This is a genomic window from Algoriphagus litoralis, from assembly GCF_003259255.1.
GTDB lineage: Bacteria > Bacteroidota > Bacteroidia > Cytophagales > Cyclobacteriaceae > Algoriphagus > Algoriphagus litoralis.
In genome coordinates, this window is the sequence record NZ_QGOL01000012.1 from 1 (window position 1) to 22,070 (window position 22,070).

Below are 22,070 nucleotides of genomic sequence, written 5' to 3' on the forward strand. Positions count from 1 at the left end.
AGGGTATTTTTTAGTGGTTTTTGAAAAAAATAGAGTCAAAATTGACTTTTTCAGTATTCGCTGATCAGCACATCTGCAGGAATCTTTTGTTTTTCATTAAGCTTTCAAATTATCCCAAGGCTTAATTTCCTTTACCTAAAAATGGAATTCTAAAATTAGAAAACTCACCAAGGGATTTAGAACCCTTGGATGGTTGCTGTTCCAAAAAAAAAAGAGGCCGAAGCCTCTTTCATTATTTCCACAAATCAGCAGGATAATCACCTGCCTCGTGCAGCTTTTTCAGTGACTCGATCACCACAGGTCGGTCTTCCGTGTAGGTCACTCCAAACCAAACTTTTCCACCGGGTAAGATTTCAAAAGCAGCATCTCCAGCCTTGATCAGGTTATTGGCCACAGTTGGGATATAGAATTCAGATTTCAGATTAGTCAAGTTTGCGGGCAAAAACTCATTCCACATCTTCTCAATATCAGCGAATACATCTTGGTGAAAACCCCAGAAATTCATGCTCACGGGGGTATTTTCTGCAATTTCAAGCACTTCATTTTCACCTTTGCTTAGGATTTTGTCACCTTCTCTGGCGATGGATGTGCGCTCAGTCATCCCGGTTAGTTGACCTTTCTCATTCGTTTCGCAGACTCCACGGCTGACGGTGCCATTTTCAGAAAGTACGTTTTGAATCGCATAGCCTACCATTGCATGGAGGTCAGGTCTAACTTCTGAGGAAAGGAATTTACCTAATACTTCAAATGCCTCTTTTCCATAAAAATCATCCGCATTGATTACTGCGAAAGGTTCTTTGATCGCATCCTTTGCACAAAGTACAGCATGTGCTGTCCCGAAAGGCTTCACTCGATCTGCCTGCTTCAGTTCCGCTGGTACAAAGCTCTCAAGTGACTGAATCACCCAATCCACTTCGATTTTACCTTCCAGCTTGGGAAGGAATTTTTCTTTGGCAATCTCAAGAATTTCATCCCGAACGATGAATACCACTTTGCCAAATCCAGCCCGGATGGCGTCAAAAATAGAGTATTCCAGAATGGTCTCGCCGCTTGGGCCAAATCCGTCTATTTGTTTGTTTCCTCCGTATCGGCTTCCCATTCCGGCAGCCAATACCAAAAGAGTTGGTTTGTTAGTCATAATTCCATTTTAAAAACGCTGGCAAAATTAAGTTTTATTACTGGGTAGCCAAATCGGGATAGTTGAAGTTCGCCGGTTTTAAAAAACACTGAATCCTAGAGATTACCCTATTGATTTTATGAAGTAGGATTTAAAAAATGTCTCTTTTTTAATTTTCAGCATCTTTTTCGATTAAAAGTGGTCTTTTTTTGCACTTCAATCAGAGAAAGATCAATTTTTCTCTTACTTTCATGCCATAATTTCAAGGAATCCTTAAACCTATTGTGAAATATGAAAAAAATAGAAGCGATCATTAGAACTTCTCGCTTTGACCAAATCCACACTTGTGTATCCAAGCTCGGGGTCAAATTTCTCTCTTTCTATGAGATCAAAGGGATGGGGTTTGAGCATGCCCGCCAGGAAATGTACCGGGGTGTGTCTTATGAGCCAGCCTACATCCCCCGCACCAAGTTAGAGATCGTTGTTCCAGACGATCTGGCCGAGGGCGTCATCAATTGCATCCTCTCTGAAGGGAAAACCGGAGAGATTGGTGACGGAAAAATCTTTGTCTACGATGTCAAAGAAGCTTACCGGATCCGAAACAGCGATACCGGAGAAGCTGCACTTTAATTACCTATTAAAAACCACACCTATTTAGACCTTATGCAAGAACCTGTTCAAGACCTATTTACGGTCAATAATCTTTGGATGATGATTGCCACCATTTTGGTTTTCATCATGCACCTTGGCTTTGCCACGCTGGAGGCGGGACTTACCCGCTCCAAAAACACGGTCAATATTCTCTTTAAAAACACCATCATTCCGGGAATCGGGCTTTTGACCTATGCTTTAGTAGGTTTTAATTTGATGTACCCTGGAGCTGATTTTGCTGGAAGTTTCTTCGGATTTGCGGGGTTTGGACTCAGCTTGCCTGAGGGCTGGGATTCCAGTAACTACAATGCAGGATACACCTATTTCACTGATTTTATCTTCCAGGCCATGTTTGCAGCTACTGCGGCAACTATTGTCTCGGGTGCGGTAGCTGAGCGAGTGAAATTGGGGCCATTTATTACGTTTTCCATACTCTATGTCGCCTTCATTTATCCGATAGTGGGCATGTGGAAGTGGGGTGGAGGATTCCTCAATACCCTTGAGACACCTTTCTATGACTTTGCAGGCTCGACGATCGTTCACTCTGTGGGCGGCTGGGGAGCATTGGTAGGGGCGTACCTTTTGGGGCCAAGAATTGGCAAATACACCGCACAGGGCATGAAGGCAATCCCAGGACATAATATTCCTATGGCTACAATCGGCGTATTTTTGCTTTGGTTTGGCTGGTTTGGTTTCAATGGTGGATCAGTCTTAAGCGCTGCTCCGGGTATCGTTTCCAAGGTTTTTGTGACTACTTCGCTTGCCGCAGCGGCAGGCGCATTTGGTGCGTTGATCGTTTCCTACTTCAAATTCAAAACCTATGACATCACTATGGTGCTCAATGGTATTCTTGCCGGATTGGTAGGAATCACCGCAGGTGCGGATCAGATGGGCGTTTTGGATTCGGTGATTATCGGATTTGTTGGTGGAGGATTAGTGGTTTTTGGTGTGGTGCTGTTTGACAAAATAAAAATCGATGATCCAGTCGGTGCTATTTCAGTTCACTTGATTGGCGGGATTTGGGGCACACTTGCAGTCGGTCTTTTCGGAGACTTGGCTGGAATGAATCAAGTTATTTCTCAATTGATAGGAATCGGAGCAACTGGGGTATTCTGCTTTGGAGCAGCATGGCTTATTTTCTTTACCCTGAAAAAGACCATCGGAATCCGTGTCGATGAAAAAGAAGAAGTCGAAGGACTGGATATCAATGAGCACAGCATGCGTGCCTATCCGGATTTTATGACAAAAGATTAAAAACAGCCAAACAAATCAACCAAAAAGCCCCGAAGCGTAAAATCCTCGGGGCTTTCTTCATTTGTGAAGTATTAATAAGCTGGTCTAAAATAACGGTTGAGTATGGGCTGGTGGCTCAGCCCAAAAGTGGCATAACACCAATCTTTAAACTCCTCTAGCTCAGTAGGCATCAAATATCTCATCCCTTTTTTCAATTCCCGCTCAAACAAATAGGCGTTGAAGCTGACTTTCTGCAAAATGGTCTTCACATATTCTAGCATGGCTGTCTTCATTTGGGTTTATTAACTGATTTTAAGGTACGATACGAGGGCATTTCCAATGTTGTTACGTTATTTTTGAAAGTTCGAAGTTTAGAATAATCCCTATTTTCGCATCCATGTTCAAAACGGTAATCCAGCTCGCTTTCGTATATCTTTCTTTTTTGCTTGTGAATTTTTCACAGGCTCAGGAAGTTCAGATCGATTTGGGACCGGACGAAATTGGGCTCAATGAGACTTTTACCATCAAAGTCACCCTATCCAACGATAAGATCAAATCCTACGAGCAGTTCCCTGAAATTCCAGGTTTTCAGAAGCAGGGGATCTCCCAGTCTTCGTCAATGAATATTATCAATGGACAGATGAGCAGCTCCAATAGCATTATCCAGTATTATAAACCGAGCCGAAAGGGGCAGTTTACTCTTGGAGCATTTTCCGTTTTGATCAATGGGCAATCGTTCGATTCACCCGGGAAGCGGATCACCGTCACCGAACCAGTCAGTACACAGGGATTTGGGGGCAATCAGTCAGATCCATTCAATGATTTTTTCGGTAGGGTGACTGAAGAGCCCGAATACATTGAACTGGAGGACGATGCGTTTTTTTCGGTCTCTGTAGACAAAAAGGAAATTTTTGCAGGTGAGGGGTTCAATATGAACGTGGCCTTTTACATGTCGGAGCAGAATCAGGCTCCATTTCAATTTTATGAGCCAGGAAGGCAATTGGATGCCATTCTGAAGAAATTAAAACCAGGGAGTGTCTGGGAGGAGAATTTCAACATTACCAATATTGAGCCGGAAGTGGTAACCATTAATGGGAAAAAGTGGATGCGCTACAAAGTCTACGAGGCTTCATTTTTCCCCTTCTCAGAAGGTACTATCGAACTTCCCCGTGTCCCCTGGGAGATGATTAAATACCGCGTGGCGAAGAATCCATCGTTCTTTGGCGCCAATCGACAAGAAGATTTCAAAACTTTCTATTCCAACCCACAAACGATCACCGTAAAGCCGCTTCCACCACACCCACTGAAAAATGAAGTCAGTGTAGGAGTATTCCAACTTAGAGAAAACATTAGCAATCTGGAAGTTGAGACGGGTCAAGGTTTTGAATATAATTTCGGGGTAAATGGTGTGGGAAATATCAATGCTGTCTCTCCTCCTAAACGTATGGCTGGTGCCAATCTGAATACATTTGATCCAAATATCCGGCAACAGATCAACCGAGGGTATGGTCGAGTCTCCGGAATTAAAGAGTTCAATTACTACATCACCATCAATGAAGCTGGAGATTATGAATTGGATGATTACTTTCAGTGGATCTATTTTGATCCGGTAAGAGCCGTTTATGATACGCTATCTCCTTCGGCCAAGGTGGTTGTCACCGGAGAGAGCAAAGTAAATCAGGCGCTTTCTGGTCAGCGATTAGGCGGTATTTACGACCGGATCGACACCGAGAGCAACCAGTTTTCAAACGAGCAATATAAATACTACTTTACGACCGTAATTAATCTGCTTCTGCTCGGAGCAGTAGCCCTACTCGCGGTTTTGATAATCAAGAAAAAATAATGGGAAATTCATTTGGAAAGCTTTTCAGGATCACCACGTTTGGTGAGTCACACGGAAAGGCTTTAGGTGCTATTGTGGAGGGTTGTCCAGCTGGATTAACCTTGGATGAGGATAAAATTCGGCTGGAAATGCAACGCCGCAAGCCCGGTCAATCCAAAATCACCACACAGCGCAAAGAGGAGGACGAATTTGAAATCCTTTCTGGGGTATTCGAAGGTAAAACGACGGGAACGCCCATTGGGATAGTCATTCAGAACTCCGACCAGAAGAGTAAAGACTATTCCCATATTGCTGACAAATTTCGTCCCTCGCATGCTGATTATACCTATTTTGAAAAATATGGGATCAGAGATTACCGTGGAGGCGGACGATCAAGTGCACGGGAAACGGCTGCCCGGGTGGCAGGAGGTTCTATTGCAAAGCAATTTCTGGACACCAAGGGAATCAGCATACAGGCATTTGTGTCTCAAGTAGGCGAGCTCACTTTGGATCCGGACTACTCCAAATTCAATTTGGAAGTAGCTGAGGAAAATATCGTCCGATGCCCCGATCCTGAGCTAGCCGAAAGAATGATTTCACTCATAGATACTGTCCGACTGGATCGGGATACCATAGGAGGAGTGGTGACTTGTGTGATCAAAAACACCCCTCCGGGTCTCGGTGAGCCAGTTTTTGATCGGCTTCACGCAGAACTGGGAAAAGCGATGCTCAGTATTAATGCTGTGAAAGGCTTCGAATACGGGAGTGGATTTGACGGAGTAAAGATGAGAGGCTCTGAGCACAACGATACTTTTGTAAACGAAGGTGGAAAAGTCCAAACCCTCACCAACCACTCCGGAGGAATCCAAGGAGGAATAAGCAACGGAGCTGACATTTATTTCAGAGTGGCGTTCAAACCTGTGGCGACGATTATGCAAGATCAAGAGTCATTAAATGAGGCAGGAGAGGCAGTCACTGTCAGTGGAAAAGGTCGGCATGATCCCTGTGTCGTCCCTCGGGCAGTCCCGATAGTGGAAGCAATGGCTGCCTTGGTCATAGCCGATTATCTTTTGTTGGCAAAAAGCAATAAACTCGCAGATATTTAAAATCCTGCCTACATGCGGAAAAAAATACCTTTACATACAAAAATCATCGCCGGATTGGTTCTGGGTTTGATCTTCGGATTGGTTGTCATCAAAACATCCATCCCCAATTCCTTTACCCTGGACTACATCAAGCCTATAGGGACTATTTTCATCAATGCTTTGAAAATGATCGCGGTGCCGCTGGTGATGGCATCCTTGATTGTTGGGGTTTCTAACCTGGGTGATATATCCAAGCTAAGCCGTATCGGGGGGAAAACCATCGGAACCTACCTCGTTACCACTGTTTTGGCCATTACGATAGGCCTTGTTTTAGTGAATCTTTTTCAGCCCGGAAAAAGCCTACCGGTGGAGACCCGAGAAAGCCTCTTGGCCTTATATGAAGGTGATGCAGGCTCCAAAGCTGGAGTGGCGGCAGCGCTTCAAAACCAAAGCCCTTTGCAGCCGGTGGTTGACATTGTGCCACAAAATTTCTTCTTAGCTACGACTGACAACGGAGCCATGCTTCAGGTGGTCTTCTTTGCCATCATTGTGGGGATTGCACTACTCCAGATTCCGAAAGCAAAAGGGAGTCCGGTGATTGCTTTTTTCGATGGGTTTAATGACGTGATCATTCAGATCGTGAATTATATCATGATGATAGCGCCTTATGGTGTCTTTGCCTTGATGGCTTCCTTGATCGTTGAGATTGCTGGAGATAATCCAGATTCTGCGCTCCAGCTACTCATGGCACTTCTGAAATACAGTTTGGTGGTGTTGGGAGGTTTATTTGTTATGGTATTTTTGGTGTATCCTTTGATTTTGATAGCATTCACCCGGGTGAAATACCTGGATTTTTTCAAAGCTATCCGACCAGCGCAGCTGCTAGCCTTTTCCACAAGTTCTAGCTCTGCTACACTTCCAGTGACTATGAAGCAGGTAGAAGAAGAGTTGGGAGTGTCGGAAGAAGTCTCAAGTTTTGTGCTTCCGCTGGGAGCTACGATCAATATGGACGGAACCAGTCTTTATCAGGGTGTGGCGGCAGTTTTCATTGCACAGGCACTGGGGATGGATTTGACTTGGACGCAGCAGCTGATGATAGTGCTTACGGCAACTTTGGCCTCCATTGGATCTGCGGGTGTTCCTGGTGCAGGGTTGATTATGCTGATCATCGTTTTGGAATCTATCAACGTGCCTGCGGCCGGTATAGCACTCATCATAGCGCCTGACCGGATTCTTGATATGTTTAGAACGGTAGTCAATGTGACCGGAGATGCTGTGGTGACTACTGTTGTAGCAAGTACAGAAGGGGAATTGCCAGATGGATTGATCCGAAAGAGCAATCCTTTTACCGCTGATGAAAGTGTCCAGGAAGAATCCTGATCATGTAAAACTCAGAAACTGATTCGAAAGGCCTCCAAAGAAGTTGAATTTTGGAGGCTTTTTGCTGTCTTGAGTTTAAGGAATTACCTTTTTGAATCTCTGATCCAACCTCATGAGGCAAATCCCGAACAAATGAAGGTGTTCGGATTTCTAATTTTTTTAAAACCCATCAGGTGATCGCAAGTGATGTCTGATAAAGACGTCCGAAGATTGGATACACAAAAAAGAAACCCCAGCTGAGGAGACTCAACTGGGGTTTTGACTGATAAGTTGGTTTAGTTAACGGGCAGCCACATAAGCTTCAAATCCGCTTGCTGTGGTTACCTTGAAGCTGATTCCTTCTGGAGTGCCAGGATTGTCGATAGTATAGATTTTATGAAGGCCCTGAGGATTATCGATCATTTCAGTGTGGATCAATTTGTCTCCGTCATAGATCTGTACTGTTACTTCTTTAGACTTGAGGTTAGATACCAGTAGTCTATACTGATTGTCTCCCATTGCAGTCACTCGAGAGTATACCAAAGGTTTTACTACCACTTCTGTGTTGAAAGTTGCAGTTCTCAACGTGCCATTGGCATCAGATACTTCTACAGAATAGTCTCCTACAGGCAGGGCGTTAAGGTCATATCTTTTTGCAAACGCCTCATTCTTTGTAATTCTGTCGCGCAAAACCAGTCGGTTTTCAGAATCTGTGATTTTTACAGTCAATGTTCCGTTAGGAGCATCATTGACAGCTACCATTACTTTTGCTGCTTCTGTTTGTCTGATTTCTACAGACTTCTCATCATTGTAAGCGAAGGCTCCTGTTGCGATCCCCGCAACAAAAAGCATAGTGAATAATTTTCTCATTTTACTAGTTGGTTTAAATAGGTTAACAATTGATTCGATCCTCGATATAAGGAATCGGTTACTTCTGTTTTTGATAGGTTCTTGATTTGATGTAACCTCTGGATAGACTGTTTCTATCAGGGGGCGATTTTGGGTTACAGGGTCTTCGATGCAATTCGAATTACATGACAAAGATAGCTAACGGACAGTTAATTACAAATGTTTCAATGAAATAATAAAAATATTTCTGAATCGTTAATAAAAAGTCTATAATATTGAAAATAACATAAATTACTCCCGCTAACGATTGCGAAACTCAATTAATAGGGTAAAATCAGGCTAAAACAGAATATAATTCTGAAATAGGTAAAAATAATTCACAAATGTTGGTACATCAATCATGAAATTCATGCTTTCGCAATCGATTGTATAAGAATCAATTTTTTCACTTCTTGATATTTATCAAACAAAAAAATGCCCGAATTTCTCGGGCATAGGTGCAAAAATTTCAAAATCCGGTTTAAATCTTCAATCAAATACTGTTTTTAGTGACCTTCGAAATCGCCTCTTGGGTGAATTTCCCCTTGAGTTCGATGACCATAAGATTCCCATCTTTTTCGTCACCTACCAATATGACTACATCTGATATCAAATTGGATCCTTTAGAAAATACGAGTACTCCGCTTTTACCTTTTGAGCTTTCCATCAATAGGTCATAGCGTTCCCGATCAAGCCCTTTTTGCAGGGCTTTAAATTCCGCCATTCCTTCGGAGCCATTTGGTAGCGTGAAGAAATTCAATTTTTCGATTGATTTGGCCACAGTTGCCATATCGTTTTCGTCGATATCAATCTTGAAGCCTTCGGCAAAATTCATAAAGTTCCCCCCTAATTCGAGTTGGAAGAAATCGTCATTCGATTTGTACTTGTCTTTGAGTGCGGCGACACTTTTGCTCTGTGCGTTTGCAGCAATTGTGCATGCGCAAAGGCTTAGGATGAAGATGAGTTTTTTCATTTGTACAGGTGGTTTAGTTTTAGATGAATGTTATTTTGGTCCTTTGCTTCCCTTTCCATATTGATCCATGCCGGGGATGTTGGTTTTTTCAGCCAGCATATTCAGATCATCGTAGGTAAAGGCGCCAAGCATGGAGAGTATGGTGAAACTTTTGGATTCGCCGGTGATCATCATCAGTTCACGGATCAGGCCGCCTTCTTCACGGACCATAAATTTCACACTGCTGCCTTTTTCTTGGACGTCCATCAGCTCCTCGTACAGGTTTCGGTTGAGGGTGGACATCGCTTCTTTATATAAAGTCATTCCATCGACTTCATCCGACGACAGGATTCTAATTCCTTTTACTTTGGAGATCAATGACCCAAGTTCCTGAGCTTCTAGATCTCCGTCTGCATTATTTTTCAGAAAGCCTCCAGCCATCTGCATCATTTTGGGTGAAATGTAGACTCTGGAGAAGCGGTCGTCTTCCATGTATTTGCTGAAGAAAGTCTGGATCGCATCGTCTTGGGCTGAGGCAGACCAGGTGATTCCCAGTAGGAATAAGATCAGTATGGTTGTTTTTTTCATTTTGAATTTGGTTCTTCCAGCTGAAACAGCTGGTTGGGTGTGTTTAAGTATTTTAGATCATTCAAAGGCATCAACTGGTCCTGGCCCTTGGAAATATTGGATTGGATCAAAGAAAATGCTTGCATAACTTCTTCATATGCTGCTCGTTCTGCTTGATTTTGCTCATAAACTCTCCATCCCCAAAAACTTCCTGCCAGAATCGTGACTGATGCCGCCCAACTGATCCAAGAGGTATTTAACTTTCTTGTTTGGGTGTTTGGCAGCTTCAAACTTTTCGGCTCTTCAGCTTTGAATTGATTCAGAGCTTTGAAGAGATTCTTTTCCTTTTGATACCCTTCGGATTCTAGGATCAATTTCCGAAGCTCAATTTCCTCACTTTGGGAAGTTTCAGCTGCCCAATATTTCTCCAACAGTTCTTCGATACGTGTCATGATCTGGTAATACCTTGGTTGATTAATTTTTCGCGCAGCGTTTTTCTGGCCCGGTGCAGATTCACCTTGACCTGCTCCAGACTGATTTCCATTTGTGTGGAAATTTCCTCGTAGCTCATTTCCTCCACTTCCCTGAGATGAAAGATCTCCCGTTGCTTTTCTGGAAGATTGGCTACCAAACCGAAGATGATCCGCTGTGATTCGTTCGATTCCAGCTCACTTGAAGCTTCGGTCACTAGCTCATTCATTTCCTCCAGCCCATCCAAGCGGTGATTTTTCCGATGATGCATTAGCACTTCATTTTTGAGGCTTTTGATCATCCATCCCGTGAGATTGGGGTGAGACTGGAGTTCCTTCTGACGCTCCACTGATTTTTCGAAGACATTCTGCAATACATCCTCGGCCAAGGATCGATCCTTGATCCAAAGAAAGACCAGCCGAAATAGCTTGCCTCGCATTGGCCAGATATGCGTCTCGAAAAATGAATTCATTTAAGAAGGTGATGCAGTTGGAGCAGAAAAGTTACAAGCTCAGTTAAAAAAATGAAGATTTTATTTTAGAAGCTGAAAACTGATCGCAAACCAAAGAGTTGAGGTAATGATTCCAGTCAAAACTTGACCAGTACTTGCATAGATTCAGTATAAATTTCTTTTCAAGATAGTATGCATGCAGACTATTTTATATTTTGCATGGATGATTATTCCGGCATTTTATCGAGGAAGTTCTGAGAAAAGGGCAAAAAAAATCCCGATCCGTGAGGATCGGGAGGGTGGTGATAAGTGGACTCGAACCACCGACTCACGGATTTTCAGTCCGATGCTCTACCAACTGAGCTATATCACCGACTCGTAAAGTGATGCAAAGGTAGAAATTTGACCTTTTGATACAAACGCTTTTTAGAAAAAATAAACCCAAATAAACGAAAAACAAGCTAATCTGATCACTATGAGCATTTTACCGCAACTCGTATTTGTCCTTATTTTAGGCGCTGCGGGGTATATCTTGAGTAAAAGGATCAAATTCCTACGAAGGAATATCCTTTTGGGGAAAAAGGAAGCTAGAAATGACCAACCCGAAATCCGCTGGAAGACCATGACACTGGTGGCATTCGGCCAGCAAAAAATGTTTGCCCGTCCAATTCCCGCTTTTCTCCACTTATTGATCTATGTGGGTTTTTTGGTGATCAATCTGGAAGTACTGGAATTTGTTTTGGACGGGATACTGGGTACACATCGCTTATTTGCTCCCTTCCTAGGTGGGTTATATACCACCGCAATCAATATGTTTGAGTTTTTGGCAGTGGCAGTGCTGGTTTCCTGTGTGGCATTCTTGATTCGTAGAAATGTCATGAAGGTCGAACGGTTCACCAAGCCTGAGCTGAAAGGCTGGCCGGGTCTTGATGCGAATTTGATTTTGGTGATCGAGATCATTTTGATGTTTGCTATCCTGACCATGAATGCAACAGATCAGCTTTTGGCTGCAAGGGGAGACGAGCATTATTTAGCATTGGGAACGCTATTTTTCAGCAGCTTGATTCAGCCGATTTTCCAAGGTTTATCAGACGGAGCTTTGATCCTTGTTGAGCGATTTGCTTGGTGGTTTCACATTGTTGGTATTTTAGCTTTTGCTATTTATGTGACTTATTCCAAGCATTTGCATATCTTTTTAGCTTTCCCCAATACTTGGTATTCCAATCTCAAGGCCAAAGGAGAAATGCAAAATATGCCTGAAGTGACCAATGAGGTAAATATGATGCTGGGAATCCCAGTGGAAAATCCCGCCGAACCTCCAGCTGAAATCGGTCGATTCGGGGCCAAAGATGTCAATGACCTCAGCTGGATCAATGTCTTGAATGCCTATTCCTGTACCGAATGTGGTCGCTGTACCGCTGAATGTCCTGCAAACTTGACCGGAAAGAAGCTTTCACCACGTAAGATCATGATGGATGTGCGAGATAGGGCCGAAGAAGTCGGAAAAAGTCTGGATACTGGAGGACCTGGTTTCGAAGATGGAAAGTCGCTTCTTGGCGATTATATCACCAAAGAAGAGCTCAATGCCTGCACCAGCTGCAACGCTTGTGTAGAAGCTTGTCCGGTGAATATCGATCCTTTGTCCATCATTCTTCAGATGCGTCGCTACGTCGCCATGGAAGAATCCGGTACGCCTGCGCAGTGGAATGCGATGTTCCAAAATATGGAAACAAGCTTTTCTCCATGGAAATTTAGTCCAACTGATCGCTTCAACTGGGCGGAAAAGGTCAAGGAGGAGAGTGATCAGTAATCAGTATTCAGTTTTCAATTGATTTTGGCTGAATAGTCGTAATTAAAATTAAGTTTAGAACGAGCAGTTAAAAAGTGTCGAGTTCAAAAAGTAAAATGACTTCAACTCTGATAAAGCCCTCGTAAATCGTAATTCTTAAATTAAAAATCCCAAGATGTCTACATATAAAGTCCCAACTATGGCCGAAATGGCCGCAAACAGCCAAGCTCCTGAAGTGCTTTTTTGGGTGGGTTGCGCTGGTTCTTTTGACGAGCGATACAAAGCCGTAACCCAGGCCTTTGTGAAAATATTGAATAAAGTAGGTGTGAGTTTCGCAGTACTTGGTCCAGAAGAAGCCTGCACCGGAGATCCAGCAAGAAGAGCAGGAAACGAATTCCTTTTCCAAATGCAGGCGGTCGCAAACATTCAGGTGATGAACGCCTACGAAGTGAAAAAGGTCGTAACCGCCTGTCCACATTGCTTCAATACCATCAAAAATGAATATCCTGCTTTGGGAGGAAACTATGAAGTGATTCACCACTCTCAATTTCTCCAGCAACTGATCAATGAAGGTAAAGTCCGCCTTCAAGGTGGTGGGGAGTTCAAGGGGAAAAAGATCACGTTTCACGATTCCTGCTACCTCGGTAGGGCAAATAATGTCTATGAAGCTCCCCGTGAGGTAATCAAAGCCTTGGATGTAGAGTTGGTAGAGATGAAACGTTGCAAGACCAAAGGACTTTGCTGTGGCGCCGGTGGGGCTCAAATGTTCAAAGAGCCTGAGCCGGGCAAAAAAGACATCAATATCGAGCGAACTGAAGAAGCTTTAGCAACAGGTGCAAGTGCGATTGCAGTAGGCTGCCCATTTTGCCTGACCATGATGACTGATGGAGTGAAAAATCAAAATCGCGAAGCCGATGTCAAAGTATATGATTTGGCGGAAATGATCGCCAAAGACATGGGGATATAATTTCCAAATTTGAATCAATTGAACCCTTTTTGCCGTTATGCAGAAAGGGTTTTTATTTGTGTTTAAAACAATCCGTATGTACCTTCCTTTTGATCAAATGCCAGATTATTCCCGGGTTTGGGTATATCAGGCAGACCAAAAACTTTCTGAATCAGACGAGAAACTGATCCGCAATCGAATGAGGAGTTTTTGCGAAAGCTGGAATACCCACGGAAATCTGATGCCGACATCCTTTGAAATAGTCGATGAGCAGATTTTGATTTTGGCAGTCGATGAAAGTAATCTTGGCGCAAGTGGTTGTTCGATTGATAGTTCCGTCCGAACTCTTCGTGAGTTGGAAAGCCAATTGAACATCAATCTGACTGATCAAGGTAAAATTAGCCTGAAGAGACCAACTGGAGAGCTGCAAGTGATCGCGGCTTTGGGAGTGAAATCCAAGGTAACATCAGGTCAAATAGATCAGGAGACTGAAGTGATAAACCCGATGATCCGAGTCAAAGCCGATCTTCAAAATCTCTGGCAGCCCGTCCGAAATAGTTGGCTTAACAAGTATTTTCCAAATTAATTAGTAATATTCAGCATTGACCGACAATCACTTATCGATGAACAAGTATTTTTTATGGATTTGTACTTTGGTTCTTTTAGCCTTCACAAGCTGCAAGAGCCTTCAGGAAAAAGGGAATGATCAGTTCCTCTCGGGACAATATCAGTATGCGATCAATACCTTTTCTCAGATTTTAGATCAAGACTCTTCTAACCTTGAGGCAAATCAGGTGATCGCCGAGAGTTATAGACTTTCTAATAGAATTGAAAAATCAGCTCCATACTACCGGCAGTTAGTTGAGAAGGAGCCAAGTTTCAACAACTACTTCTTTTTGGGACAAAGTCTAAAAGCCCAGCAAAAAAATGTGGAAGCCAAGGAAGCCTTTGAGAAAGCAAAGGCCTATACTTCTGATGAAGCACTTTTGGCAAGAAATCAGCGGGAAATTGAAGCCATCAAACTGGCCGAAGGAATTGAAGATTATTGGCCCAACCATGTTTTGGTCAATTACAAAGAATTGAATACGCCCGGGGCTGATTTTTCCCCAGTATTGAGTGAGGACTTTCTTTACTTTACTTCAGGTAGGCAGGCTAGTATTTATCCCGCGACTGGCACACCGTATTTAAAGCTTTTTCGTGCAAGAGCTGATGGGCTAAAAGTGGATGTGGGAGCAGTCCAACCATTACCAGAATTTCGAAATGAGGAAGGCCTAAATCAAGGTTCCATTGCTATCAGTCCGGATGGAAACACCATCATTTATTCCCGAGGAAATTCGACTTCACCAAAAGATTACCCGGAGACAACATTGTTTGCCTCTTATTTCAGAGGTGCAGGTTTTACGCAGCCTATCTGGATGCCGGTCAATGAAGATGAGACTTGGTGGAATTCCACACCGGCCTTTAGTCCAGATGGAGATGAGCTTTATTTCGCATCCAACAGACCAGGAGGTTATGGAGGAATTGACATTTGGAAAGCAACTCGACTAGCCAACAGTGATTTCGGAAATGCGGTAAATCTAGGCCCGACAATCAATACCCCAGGAAATGAAATGTTTCCCAGAATGACTCCTGATGGCAAGTTCTTTTTCTCCTCTGATGGCCATCCGGGATATGGGAAATTAGATTTGTTTGTAGCTGAAAAAGACGAATCAGGCAATCAAGTGATCCGAAACCTTGGCGAAAATTTTAATAGTAAAGACGATGATTTCGGAATTTTCTTTACTGAATATCCAAAGGCCGGATTTATCTCTTCCAACCGTGAAGGTGGAGTTGGGGACGATGACATCTACTTCTTTGAAGACAAAACTCCTAAGCCAAAAATCGTCAATGTATTGCTTAACGTCTACACAAAAGAAGCGAAAGGCGACGGGTCAGAAGCAGTTTTGCCGCAGACTCGTGTGGTGCTTTACGGATCTGATAACAAGCAACAGGGCGGAGATTTCTCCAATACCAACGGTCGCGTGAGATTCACAATGACACCTGATTCGGATTACACGATCATCGCATCCAAAGGAGGCTATTTCTCCAAGTCCATACCTTACACCACTAAGGGGAAAACTCCTGATCCTGCTACCTTGATCCAGGAAGTAACCAATGTCACCTTGGATACCACCATTGTATTGGATCAATTGATTTTAGAAAAATCGATTGTACTTGAGAATATCTACTACGATTTGGATAAGGCTGAGATCCGTGCAGATGCTGCAGTTGAATTGGATAAATTGGTGAAGATTTTGGCCGATAACCCTGCGATTCGCATCGAACTGAGTTCACATACAGATTCCAGGTCCAGTGATTCGTATAATCAAGACCTATCCCAACGAAGAGCTCAATCCGCAGTGGATTACATTGTCTCCAAAGGTATCGCAGCCGATCGATTGGTGGCAAAAGGATATGGAGAAAGTCAATTGATCATCAAAGACGCACAAACCGAGGAAGAGCATCAGGTCAACAGACGTACCGAGTTTAAAGTGATCGAGATTCGGGAGGATTGAGCTTCCTGATTTAGAAATAGCAAAAAAGCCTGTCTTGATTTATTCGAGACAGGCTTTTTCGGTTTAAGATGGACGCTTTTCCCTTTAAGACACAAAAAAAGTCCGAATCAACGACCCGGACTTTAGTTTATGGTTTTGGTTAAGGTTATACGTAGTTGTTGAGCATTACCGGCATGACGAGCATCAGGATATCCTCGTTTGCATCCTGTTCTGCTGGTAGGATTAATCCGGCTCTGTTTGGAGCGCTAAATCTTAAGCTGACTTCTTTGCAGCTTAAGTTATTGAGCATTTCTACCAAGAATTTCGCATTGAATCCGATCTCGATGTCCTCACCTTCGTGATCACAAGAAAGACGCTCATTTGCCTCATTGGAGAAGTCAAGGTCTTCTGCAGAGATCATCAGTTCGCTTCCTGTCAATTTCAATCTAACCTGATGCGTGGTCTTATTTGCATAGATTGCGATTCTTCGAAGCGAACCCAAAAGCTCCAGACGATCGATGTTCATTCGGTTTGGATTGTCCACCGGAATCACATTTTCATAATCAGGATAGCGCTCGTCGATCAGACGGCAGATCATTTTGATGTTGTTAAACTTGAAGTAGGCGTTAGATTGGTTGAATTCTACTGTTACAGGTACATTTTCACCTGGCAAAGTCGATTTCAGAAGGTTAAGTGCTTTTCTCGGAATGATCAAGCTTGCGCTGTTTGGCGAAGCAATATCCACTCTTCGGTATCTGATCAATCGGTGACCGTCAGTGGCGACAAACGTAGTGTTGGTGTCACTCAAATTGATGTAAACACCAGTCATCGCAGGTCTGAGCTCATCAGAGCTTGTTGCAAAGATCGTGTTTGAAATTGCTGATGAAAGGACTTCTGTAGACATGTCCACAGTGGTGGCGTTGTTTACAGTTGGGATTTTTGGAAAATCCGTAGCATTCTCACCTGCAAGTCTGTATCGGCCGTTGTCCGAGCTGATTTCTACGGCGTAAGTATCGTGATCGATGCTGAAAGTTACCGGCTGTTCGGGTAGGTTTTTCAACGTTTCGATCAGGATACGCGCAGGAACTGCAATATTTCCATCTTCTTTTGCCTCAACATGGAGCTGAGTCATCATAGAAGTCTGCAAGTCAGAAGCAGTAATCGTCAATTCGGAGTCTTTGATCTCGAATAGGAAGTTTTCCAAGATGGGAACAACCGGGTTGGTGGTCACGACCCCGTTGATGGAAGTGAGCTGCTTTAAAAGTGCAGAAGAGGAAACAATAAATTTCATATGAATATAATTTTTCTTTTAAAGGGTATAAAATCCTCAATGATCTAAAACCCATTTTCATTTGAGCTTTTACCTCACACTTGATTTTATATCCGAGGGCTTAGGATTACTTTTAAATCTAGCGGGGTAAATTTATAAATAAAATGCTAATTCGATGGGTCGAAAAGACCTTATCCCGAAAATTTATCTTCTATTTTTTAGAATAAAGCCAAGTTAGGTTCTGGAGTAGGTTCGCTTCCTAAAATAAAGAATTATTCCTCCCAAAAGGCTTAAAATCAGAACAGGTAGGATCACATTTACCCCTTGCCAGAACGTTTTTTGTTGAGAAACTTTCACCTTGTCCAATGGTCGGATCTGAAGGGTGCGAGTCCTTGATGCAATGATTCCTTCGGGATCACTCAGGAATTGGACCAGATTCTGAAGCAGTTGTCGGTTAGCATAGGTAGTTTGGGCAAAAGGATCCTCGCCCAAGCTTAGAGGTTGGGCTCCTTGGAGGCTTTGCTGGCTTTGAAAAACCGATCCATCTCCAAACACGACTACTTTTCCACTTCCGGATTCTTTAAATTCAGCATTGCTGAAACCATCCGGAATAAATCTATTCTTGAAAAGTGAGGTAAATTCACCTTCAAGAAGATAGGCCAAAGGAAGATTTCGGATGTTAAATTCCTCGACTTTTGGAGCTTGCTCCATATCTGAAAATGCCACTCTGGAAGGTGCAGGAATGATTTTTTCATTTTCTGAGCCAAAGATCAAAGGGGTCTTGCTGACTCCATCAGCTTTGACCGTATCCAGACTACTCGCAAACCGAAAGTTGACCTGATCCAAAGCTTTGGTGATCGGATGAGTCGTAACCCTACCTGCGTTAAAATAATAGGGCCAAGGTAATGGAACTAGCTGTTCCTGATTTCCAAAATTCCCCCCAAGTACAGGAATGTAACTGAGGTTGAGATCTTGGATTAGGTCTTTGTTGATCCGGACTCCATACCTGAAAAGAAGGCGATCAAGCTCATTTTCAAGGGGAAAAGAAAAAGTGCCTTCTCCACCGGCTGCCGCCAAATCTACATCGACTCCTTCTGCTGCAACAACCAGATTTCCACCCTGCATCACATATTGATCCAAAAGATAGAGCTCTCGATCGGTGTAAGATTGCTTTGGTCCGACTATAAAAATCGTCCCAAAATTCATCAGATCCTGTACTGCCTTCGCCTGATCCAATGGTACTTTGAATACCTCATATTGTCCATCGAGGGCTTCCACGATTCCATATCCCTCATCTTCGGAAAGCTCCCCGTGACCAATGATCATCGCAATAGCTTCTTTTTCAGGATTGACCAGTTTTCGAATGGCATTGCTCAGTTCAAATTCCAGATTTTCGATGGAGGTATTGAGAATCTGATCAGGAGTCATGCCTCGCTCACCTTTCAATACCAAGGCTCCGGTCTCGTATTCATCATCAGCCACCAATATTCCTGGAAAAATCAATTGACTTTGTTGACCGGCGTTTTGGTTGGAAAAGACGTTGGTTGGATTAATTCCGTAATCGACCAGGGTAAAAATGAATTCCTCCTGAAGCGAATCAGTCACCGAAAGGGGATCGAAATAAGAAAAGGTGATTTTTTTTGAAGAATAGGCATTGAAAGTTCGGACTGTTTCTTCGATGGACTTCTGAAGTCTCCGCATGCCTCCGGGCAGATTTTCGCCAGTCAACAGAATGTCAACATGAAGGGGGCGGTCAAGACCTTGGAGCAATTCCACGGTGGCAGGATGGAGAGAGTATCGATTTTCCTCCGTCAGGTCAATTCTAAATCGGACGAGTTGCGCCAAAAGGAAAAAGAGGAGTACACCCCCGAAAAGGATCAAAAAAGGCTTGACGGTATGGAGCGCTTGATTTTTCATTTGTTTCTCAAAACCAAAACAGAAGCTCCTAAAAATACCCAGATCATTCCAAGTAAAAAGAAAATGTCTCCGCTGTTAATGACCCCTCTACTTAGGCTGATGTAATGATAGCTCAAGCTCAATTCCTCTGCAAAATAGGCGAATTCTCCGGTCAGCAGTTCAGCGAGCGCGGTAAACCCAAAGTATAGAAGGAAGCAAAGAAATACTCCCAGTACAAAGGCGACGACCTGCTGCGAAGTCAAGGCGCTGGCAAATAGTCCCACTGCGGCAAAGGTGGCTCCGATCATGATCAGCCCGATCCAGCTTCCAAAAAAACCAGCCAGGTCCAAATTTCCAACCGGATCTCCAAGCTGAACAATACTGTAGGCATACAATAGTGTGGGTAAAACAGCCAACAAAACCAAGGTGACCAGCGCAAAGTATTTCGCCAGAAGAATCTGTACCAAAGTAAGCGGGGAAGTTCGCAGAAGTTCCCAAGTACCGGTTTTTCGCTCCTCTGCTATCAATCGCATCGACAGTGCCGGAACCAAAAATGTGAATACAAAAGGGGTGTATGTAAATAGCGCTTCCAAATCAGCAAATCCATAATCCAACACGGAGCTTTCAGGGAAAACCCATACGATCAATCCCAACGCTATAAGAAATAAAGCCAATACCAGATAGCCTGTCAAGCTACCAAAAAAGGCATTGATTTCTTTTAGGAATAAACTTTTCATGTGATTCTCTTCTGGTTTTCAAAGGCCACACCTGCCTTTGCCGGCAGGCAGGTGGAACCTCGCCTTTCGGCAGATCTTCAAACTGATAACCTTTTGAGCCATCCTTGATTTCATTTCGAATTGGTTATTTCTCGGAATAGCGTTTCCAAATTTTTAGAAGTTTGACTCAGGTTACTCAAATTGAGTCCGCGGTCCCCGATGATCTGAAGAAGCACTTTTCGGCTTTCAGACGGTTCATTGGTCTCAATGACTATCTGCTTTTTCCCTTTGACTCCAAACTGTACCTTTTCAAGTTTTTCAAACCAAGTTAAGTCTAATTCTTCCTCAGTTTCCAAGACTAATTCGATTTTGCCAGTGCCGGCTTTTAAGTCAGAAAGTGCACTTGCAGCCAGGATTTGACCCTTATTGATTATCACCACATCCTGACAGATAGCTTCCACTTCCTGCATGATATGGGTGGATAGAATGACCGTTTTGTTGGATGCAACCTCCTGGATCAACTGGCGAATTTCCACCAGTTGATTCGGATCAAGACCTGTGGTGGGCTCATCCAAAATTAAAACCTGAGGGTCGTGGATCAAAGCTCTGGCCAACCCTACCCGCTGCCGGTATCCTTTGGAAAGTTGACCGATTTTCTTGCGCTGTTCAGGCGATAGTCCTGTTTTCTGAATCAAATCTCCTACTCTATTTTTGGTTTCAGCGGTAGTCAATCCATAAAGTCCGCCCGAAAATTCCAAGAATTCCCGAACGTACATATCTAGGTAAAGTGGATTGTTTTCCGGGAGATACCCAATTCTGGAACTGACCCGTTTGGGGTTTTCCAGGGCATTTTCACCCATCACACTTACTTCACCTGAATCTGCCGAAAGGTAGCCCGTGATGATCTTCATCGTGGTGGTTTTTCCCGCACCATTCGGCCCCAGAAAACCCAAGATTCTTCCCGGCGTAGCTGAAAAACTGACGCTATCGAGCGCTTTTTGGGTTCCGTAAAGTTTACTTAATTGGGAGACTTGAAGTGACATAGGTAGGGAATGACCTAAAAGAAAATCAACGCCGAATGAGGTAAGAGATTGCCTTTTAAATGGTCTCAGGCAAAAATATCAAACCCAAGGTGAATGCCAACTTTATTTGTGTTTTTTGGCTGGATATGAATTTGCAAAAGCGAGTGTTAATTCAGGCTTTCTTCGTAGCCCGTGTCAACTTTCAGTCCAATTCCTTCTGCAGCTGCCACGGCCAGTTGGTCGCACCGCTCATTTTCCGGATGCCCGGCATGTCCTTTTACCCAGAAAAACTTGGGCTTGTATTTTAAATGCAATGGAATGTAACGGAGCCAGAGGTCTGGATTTTTCTTGTCCTTGAATCCCTTCTTTTGCCAACCCCAAAGCCAACCTTTTTCGATCGCGTCCACGACATATTTGCTGTCAGAATAGATGTGAACAGGAAATTCGGTGGATTTCAATTCTTGCAGGGCACGAATTACAGCGAGCAATTCCATCCGGTTGTTGGTAGTCAGGCGGAATCCTTCAGAAAGTTCTTTTCGGTGCTGACCGAATTTCAAAACTGCTCCATAGCCTCCTGGACCTGGATTTCCTTTGGCAGCGCCATCAGTGAAAATGATAATCATGGAGTAAAAATCGGGAAATTCACAGGAATTTCTCCTATTATTTAGTTGATAACCTCAATAGGGAAGGCATTTGTCTTGAAGATTTTCACGGCTATCGAAAGCAAAATAATTCCGAAAATTCGTCGCAAAACATCCAATCCAGTCTTTCCGAGTTTGCTCTCGAGCCAAGTCGTACTTTTCAATACAGCATAGACAAAGATCAGATTCAGCAGGATACCGATGGCGATGTTTACCTGTGCAAATTCTGCTTTTAGTGTTAAAATCGTGGTGAGGGTGCCTGCTCCAGCGATCAAGGGAAAGGCAATCGGAACTATCGAAGCACTGGATGTCGCATCCGGATCAGGTTTGAAAAGTTCTATCCCAAGAATCATTTCAGCGCCGAGCGCAAAAATGATCAAGGCTCCAGCAATGGCAAAATCACTTACCCCGATACCAAAAAGGCGTAAGATCGATTCTCCTACCAAAAGAAAAGCTAGCATTAACAAGCCAGCTGCCAGGGTTGCTCGTTCCGATTTGATGTGGCCAACTTTCTTTCTCAGATTGATGACAATCGGGATAGAGCCCAGAATATCGATCACAGAAAAGAGGATCAGAGAGACGGAGAGTATTTGCTTGAAGTCCAACATTCCGCAAAGCTAGGCAATTTCAGAGCTTTGTGTGGAATCCAATTTCAAATCG

22 protein-coding genes and 1 tRNA gene are annotated in these 22,070 nt (G+C 43.5%); 9 read left to right on the top strand and 14 right to left on the bottom strand.

Annotated elements, in window-relative coordinates; all coding sequences use genetic code 11:
• Nucleotides 1–232: 232 nt before the first annotated feature.
• Nucleotides 233–1,138 (bottom strand): nucleotidyltransferase family protein, encoded by a 906-nt coding sequence (locus DK188_RS14405; RefSeq protein ID WP_111671537.1) that lies wholly within the window; start codon nucleotides 1,136–1,138, stop codon nucleotides 233–235.
• Nucleotides 1,139–1,408: 270 nt separating this feature from the next.
• Between DK188_RS14405 and DK188_RS14410 the strand changes: the two genes are divergently transcribed.
• Both DK188_RS14410 and DK188_RS14415 read left to right on the top strand, forming a co-directional pair.
• On the top strand, nucleotides 1,409–1,747 hold the full coding sequence (locus DK188_RS14410) for a P-II family nitrogen regulator (protein ID WP_111671538.1): 339 nt from the start codon (nucleotides 1,409–1,411) through the stop codon (nucleotides 1,745–1,747).
• A gap of 33 nt (nucleotides 1,748–1,780) precedes the next feature.
• Complete coding sequence (locus DK188_RS14415) at nucleotides 1,781–3,022, top strand: ammonium transporter (RefSeq protein WP_111671539.1); 1,242 nt, start codon at nucleotides 1,781–1,783, stop codon at nucleotides 3,020–3,022.
• A 71-nt stretch (nucleotides 3,023–3,093) separates the two neighbouring features.
• Here DK188_RS14415 and DK188_RS14420 read toward each other — a convergent pair whose 3' ends face one another.
• The gene (locus DK188_RS14420; protein ID WP_111671729.1) at nucleotides 3,094–3,282 is read right to left on the bottom strand and encodes a hypothetical protein; all 189 of its coding nucleotides are present in this window, start codon (nucleotides 3,280–3,282) and stop codon (nucleotides 3,094–3,096) included.
• 116 nt (nucleotides 3,283–3,398) lie between these two features.
• On the opposite strand from DK188_RS14420, the gene DK188_RS14425 reads away from it, so the two are divergent.
• Genes DK188_RS14425 through DK188_RS14435 form a run of 3 tightly spaced genes read left to right on the top strand, consistent with a single transcriptional unit; the run spans nucleotide 3,399 to nucleotide 7,288 of the window.
• A complete protein-coding gene (locus DK188_RS14425; protein ID WP_111671540.1) occupies nucleotides 3,399–4,844 on the top strand; it encodes a BatD family protein in 1,446 nt (481 codons plus the stop codon).
• A complete protein-coding gene (gene aroC, locus DK188_RS14430; protein WP_111671541.1) occupies nucleotides 4,844–5,929 on the top strand; it encodes a chorismate synthase in 1,086 nt (361 codons plus the stop codon). Before DK188_RS14425 ends, aroC begins: the two co-directional genes overlap by 1 nt.
• Nucleotides 5,930–5,941: 12 nt before the next feature.
• The gene (locus tag DK188_RS14435) at nucleotides 5,942–7,288 is read left to right on the top strand and encodes a dicarboxylate/amino acid:cation symporter (RefSeq protein ID WP_111671542.1); all 1,347 of its coding nucleotides are present in this window, start codon (nucleotides 5,942–5,944) and stop codon (nucleotides 7,286–7,288) included.
• Between the two features lie 279 nt (nucleotides 7,289–7,567).
• Here DK188_RS14435 and DK188_RS14440 read toward each other — a convergent pair whose 3' ends face one another.
• From DK188_RS14440 to DK188_RS14465, 6 genes are all read right to left on the bottom strand, one after another.
• Nucleotides 7,568–8,137 (bottom strand): hypothetical protein, encoded by a 570-nt coding sequence (locus DK188_RS14440; RefSeq protein ID WP_157963243.1) that lies wholly within the window; start codon nucleotides 8,135–8,137, stop codon nucleotides 7,568–7,570.
• A gap of 511 nt (nucleotides 8,138–8,648) precedes the next feature.
• Entirely contained in the window at nucleotides 8,649–9,128 is a 480-nt protein-coding gene (locus tag DK188_RS14445; RefSeq protein WP_111671544.1) for a DUF4252 domain-containing protein, read from the bottom strand.
• Nucleotides 9,129–9,158: 30 nt separating this feature from the next.
• Nucleotides 9,159–9,695: a DUF4252 domain-containing protein gene (locus DK188_RS14450; RefSeq protein WP_111671545.1), complete on the bottom strand. Its 537-nt coding sequence runs from the start codon at nucleotides 9,693–9,695 to the stop codon at nucleotides 9,159–9,161.
• Nucleotides 9,692–10,126 (bottom strand): hypothetical protein, encoded by a 435-nt coding sequence (locus DK188_RS14455; RefSeq protein WP_111671546.1) that lies wholly within the window; start codon nucleotides 10,124–10,126, stop codon nucleotides 9,692–9,694. The genes DK188_RS14450 and DK188_RS14455 overlap by 4 nt, the downstream gene beginning before the upstream one ends.
• A complete protein-coding gene (locus DK188_RS14460; RefSeq protein ID WP_111671547.1) occupies nucleotides 10,123–10,617 on the bottom strand; it encodes an RNA polymerase sigma factor in 495 nt (164 codons plus the stop codon). Before DK188_RS14460 ends, DK188_RS14455 begins: the two co-directional genes overlap by 4 nt.
• 279 nt (nucleotides 10,618–10,896) lie before the next feature.
• A tRNA-Phe gene (locus DK188_RS14465) sits at nucleotides 10,897–10,969 on the bottom strand.
• Nucleotides 10,970–11,071: 102 nt separating this feature from the next.
• Here DK188_RS14465 and DK188_RS14470 point away from each other — a divergent pair.
• The 4 genes from DK188_RS14470 to DK188_RS21810 all read left to right on the top strand — a co-directional run bounded on the left by DK188_RS14470 (nucleotide 11,072) and on the right by DK188_RS21810 (nucleotide 15,886).
• Entirely contained in the window at nucleotides 11,072–12,406 is a 1,335-nt protein-coding gene (locus DK188_RS14470) for a 4Fe-4S dicluster domain-containing protein (RefSeq protein WP_111671548.1), read from the top strand.
• A 154-nt stretch (nucleotides 12,407–12,560) separates the two neighbouring features.
• Nucleotides 12,561–13,352 (top strand): (Fe-S)-binding protein, encoded by a 792-nt coding sequence (locus DK188_RS14475; protein ID WP_111671549.1) that lies wholly within the window; start codon nucleotides 12,561–12,563, stop codon nucleotides 13,350–13,352.
• A 76-nt stretch (nucleotides 13,353–13,428) separates the two neighbouring features.
• Complete coding sequence (locus DK188_RS14480; protein WP_111671550.1) at nucleotides 13,429–13,917, top strand: hypothetical protein; 489 nt, start codon at nucleotides 13,429–13,431, stop codon at nucleotides 13,915–13,917.
• 37 nt (nucleotides 13,918–13,954) lie between these two features.
• Nucleotides 13,955–15,886: an OmpA family protein gene (locus DK188_RS21810; RefSeq protein WP_111671551.1), complete on the top strand. Its 1,932-nt coding sequence runs from the start codon at nucleotides 13,955–13,957 to the stop codon at nucleotides 15,884–15,886.
• 145 nt (nucleotides 15,887–16,031) lie between these two features.
• Here the strand turns inward: DK188_RS21810 and dnaN are convergent, their stop codons facing one another.
• From dnaN to DK188_RS14515, 6 genes are all read right to left on the bottom strand, one after another.
• The gene (dnaN, locus tag DK188_RS14490; protein ID WP_111671552.1) at nucleotides 16,032–17,156 is read right to left on the bottom strand and encodes a DNA polymerase III subunit beta; all 1,125 of its coding nucleotides are present in this window, start codon (nucleotides 17,154–17,156) and stop codon (nucleotides 16,032–16,034) included.
• Nucleotides 17,157–17,369: 213 nt separating this feature from the next.
• A complete protein-coding gene (gene gldG, locus DK188_RS14495; RefSeq protein ID WP_111671553.1) occupies nucleotides 17,370–19,052 on the bottom strand; it encodes a gliding motility-associated ABC transporter substrate-binding protein GldG in 1,683 nt (560 codons plus the stop codon).
• On the bottom strand, nucleotides 19,049–19,768 hold the full coding sequence (gene gldF, locus DK188_RS14500) for a gliding motility-associated ABC transporter permease subunit GldF (RefSeq protein ID WP_111671554.1): 720 nt from the start codon (nucleotides 19,766–19,768) through the stop codon (nucleotides 19,049–19,051). The genes gldG and gldF overlap by 4 nt, the downstream gene beginning before the upstream one ends.
• A gap of 110 nt (nucleotides 19,769–19,878) precedes the next feature.
• Nucleotides 19,879–20,790 carry a gliding motility-associated ABC transporter ATP-binding subunit GldA gene (gene gldA / locus DK188_RS14505; RefSeq protein ID WP_111671555.1) on the bottom strand — a complete coding sequence of 304 codons (912 nt, stop codon included), beginning with the start codon at nucleotides 20,788–20,790 and terminating at the stop codon, nucleotides 19,879–19,881.
• 146 nt (nucleotides 20,791–20,936) lie between these two features.
• Nucleotides 20,937–21,392 carry a ribonuclease HI gene (gene rnhA / locus DK188_RS14510; protein ID WP_111671556.1) on the bottom strand — a complete coding sequence of 152 codons (456 nt, stop codon included), beginning with the start codon at nucleotides 21,390–21,392 and terminating at the stop codon, nucleotides 20,937–20,939.
• Nucleotides 21,393–21,433: 41 nt separating this feature from the next.
• Entirely contained in the window at nucleotides 21,434–22,018 is a 585-nt protein-coding gene (locus DK188_RS14515; RefSeq protein WP_111671557.1) for a MarC family protein, read from the bottom strand.
• Nucleotides 22,019–22,070 lie beyond the last annotated feature (52 nt).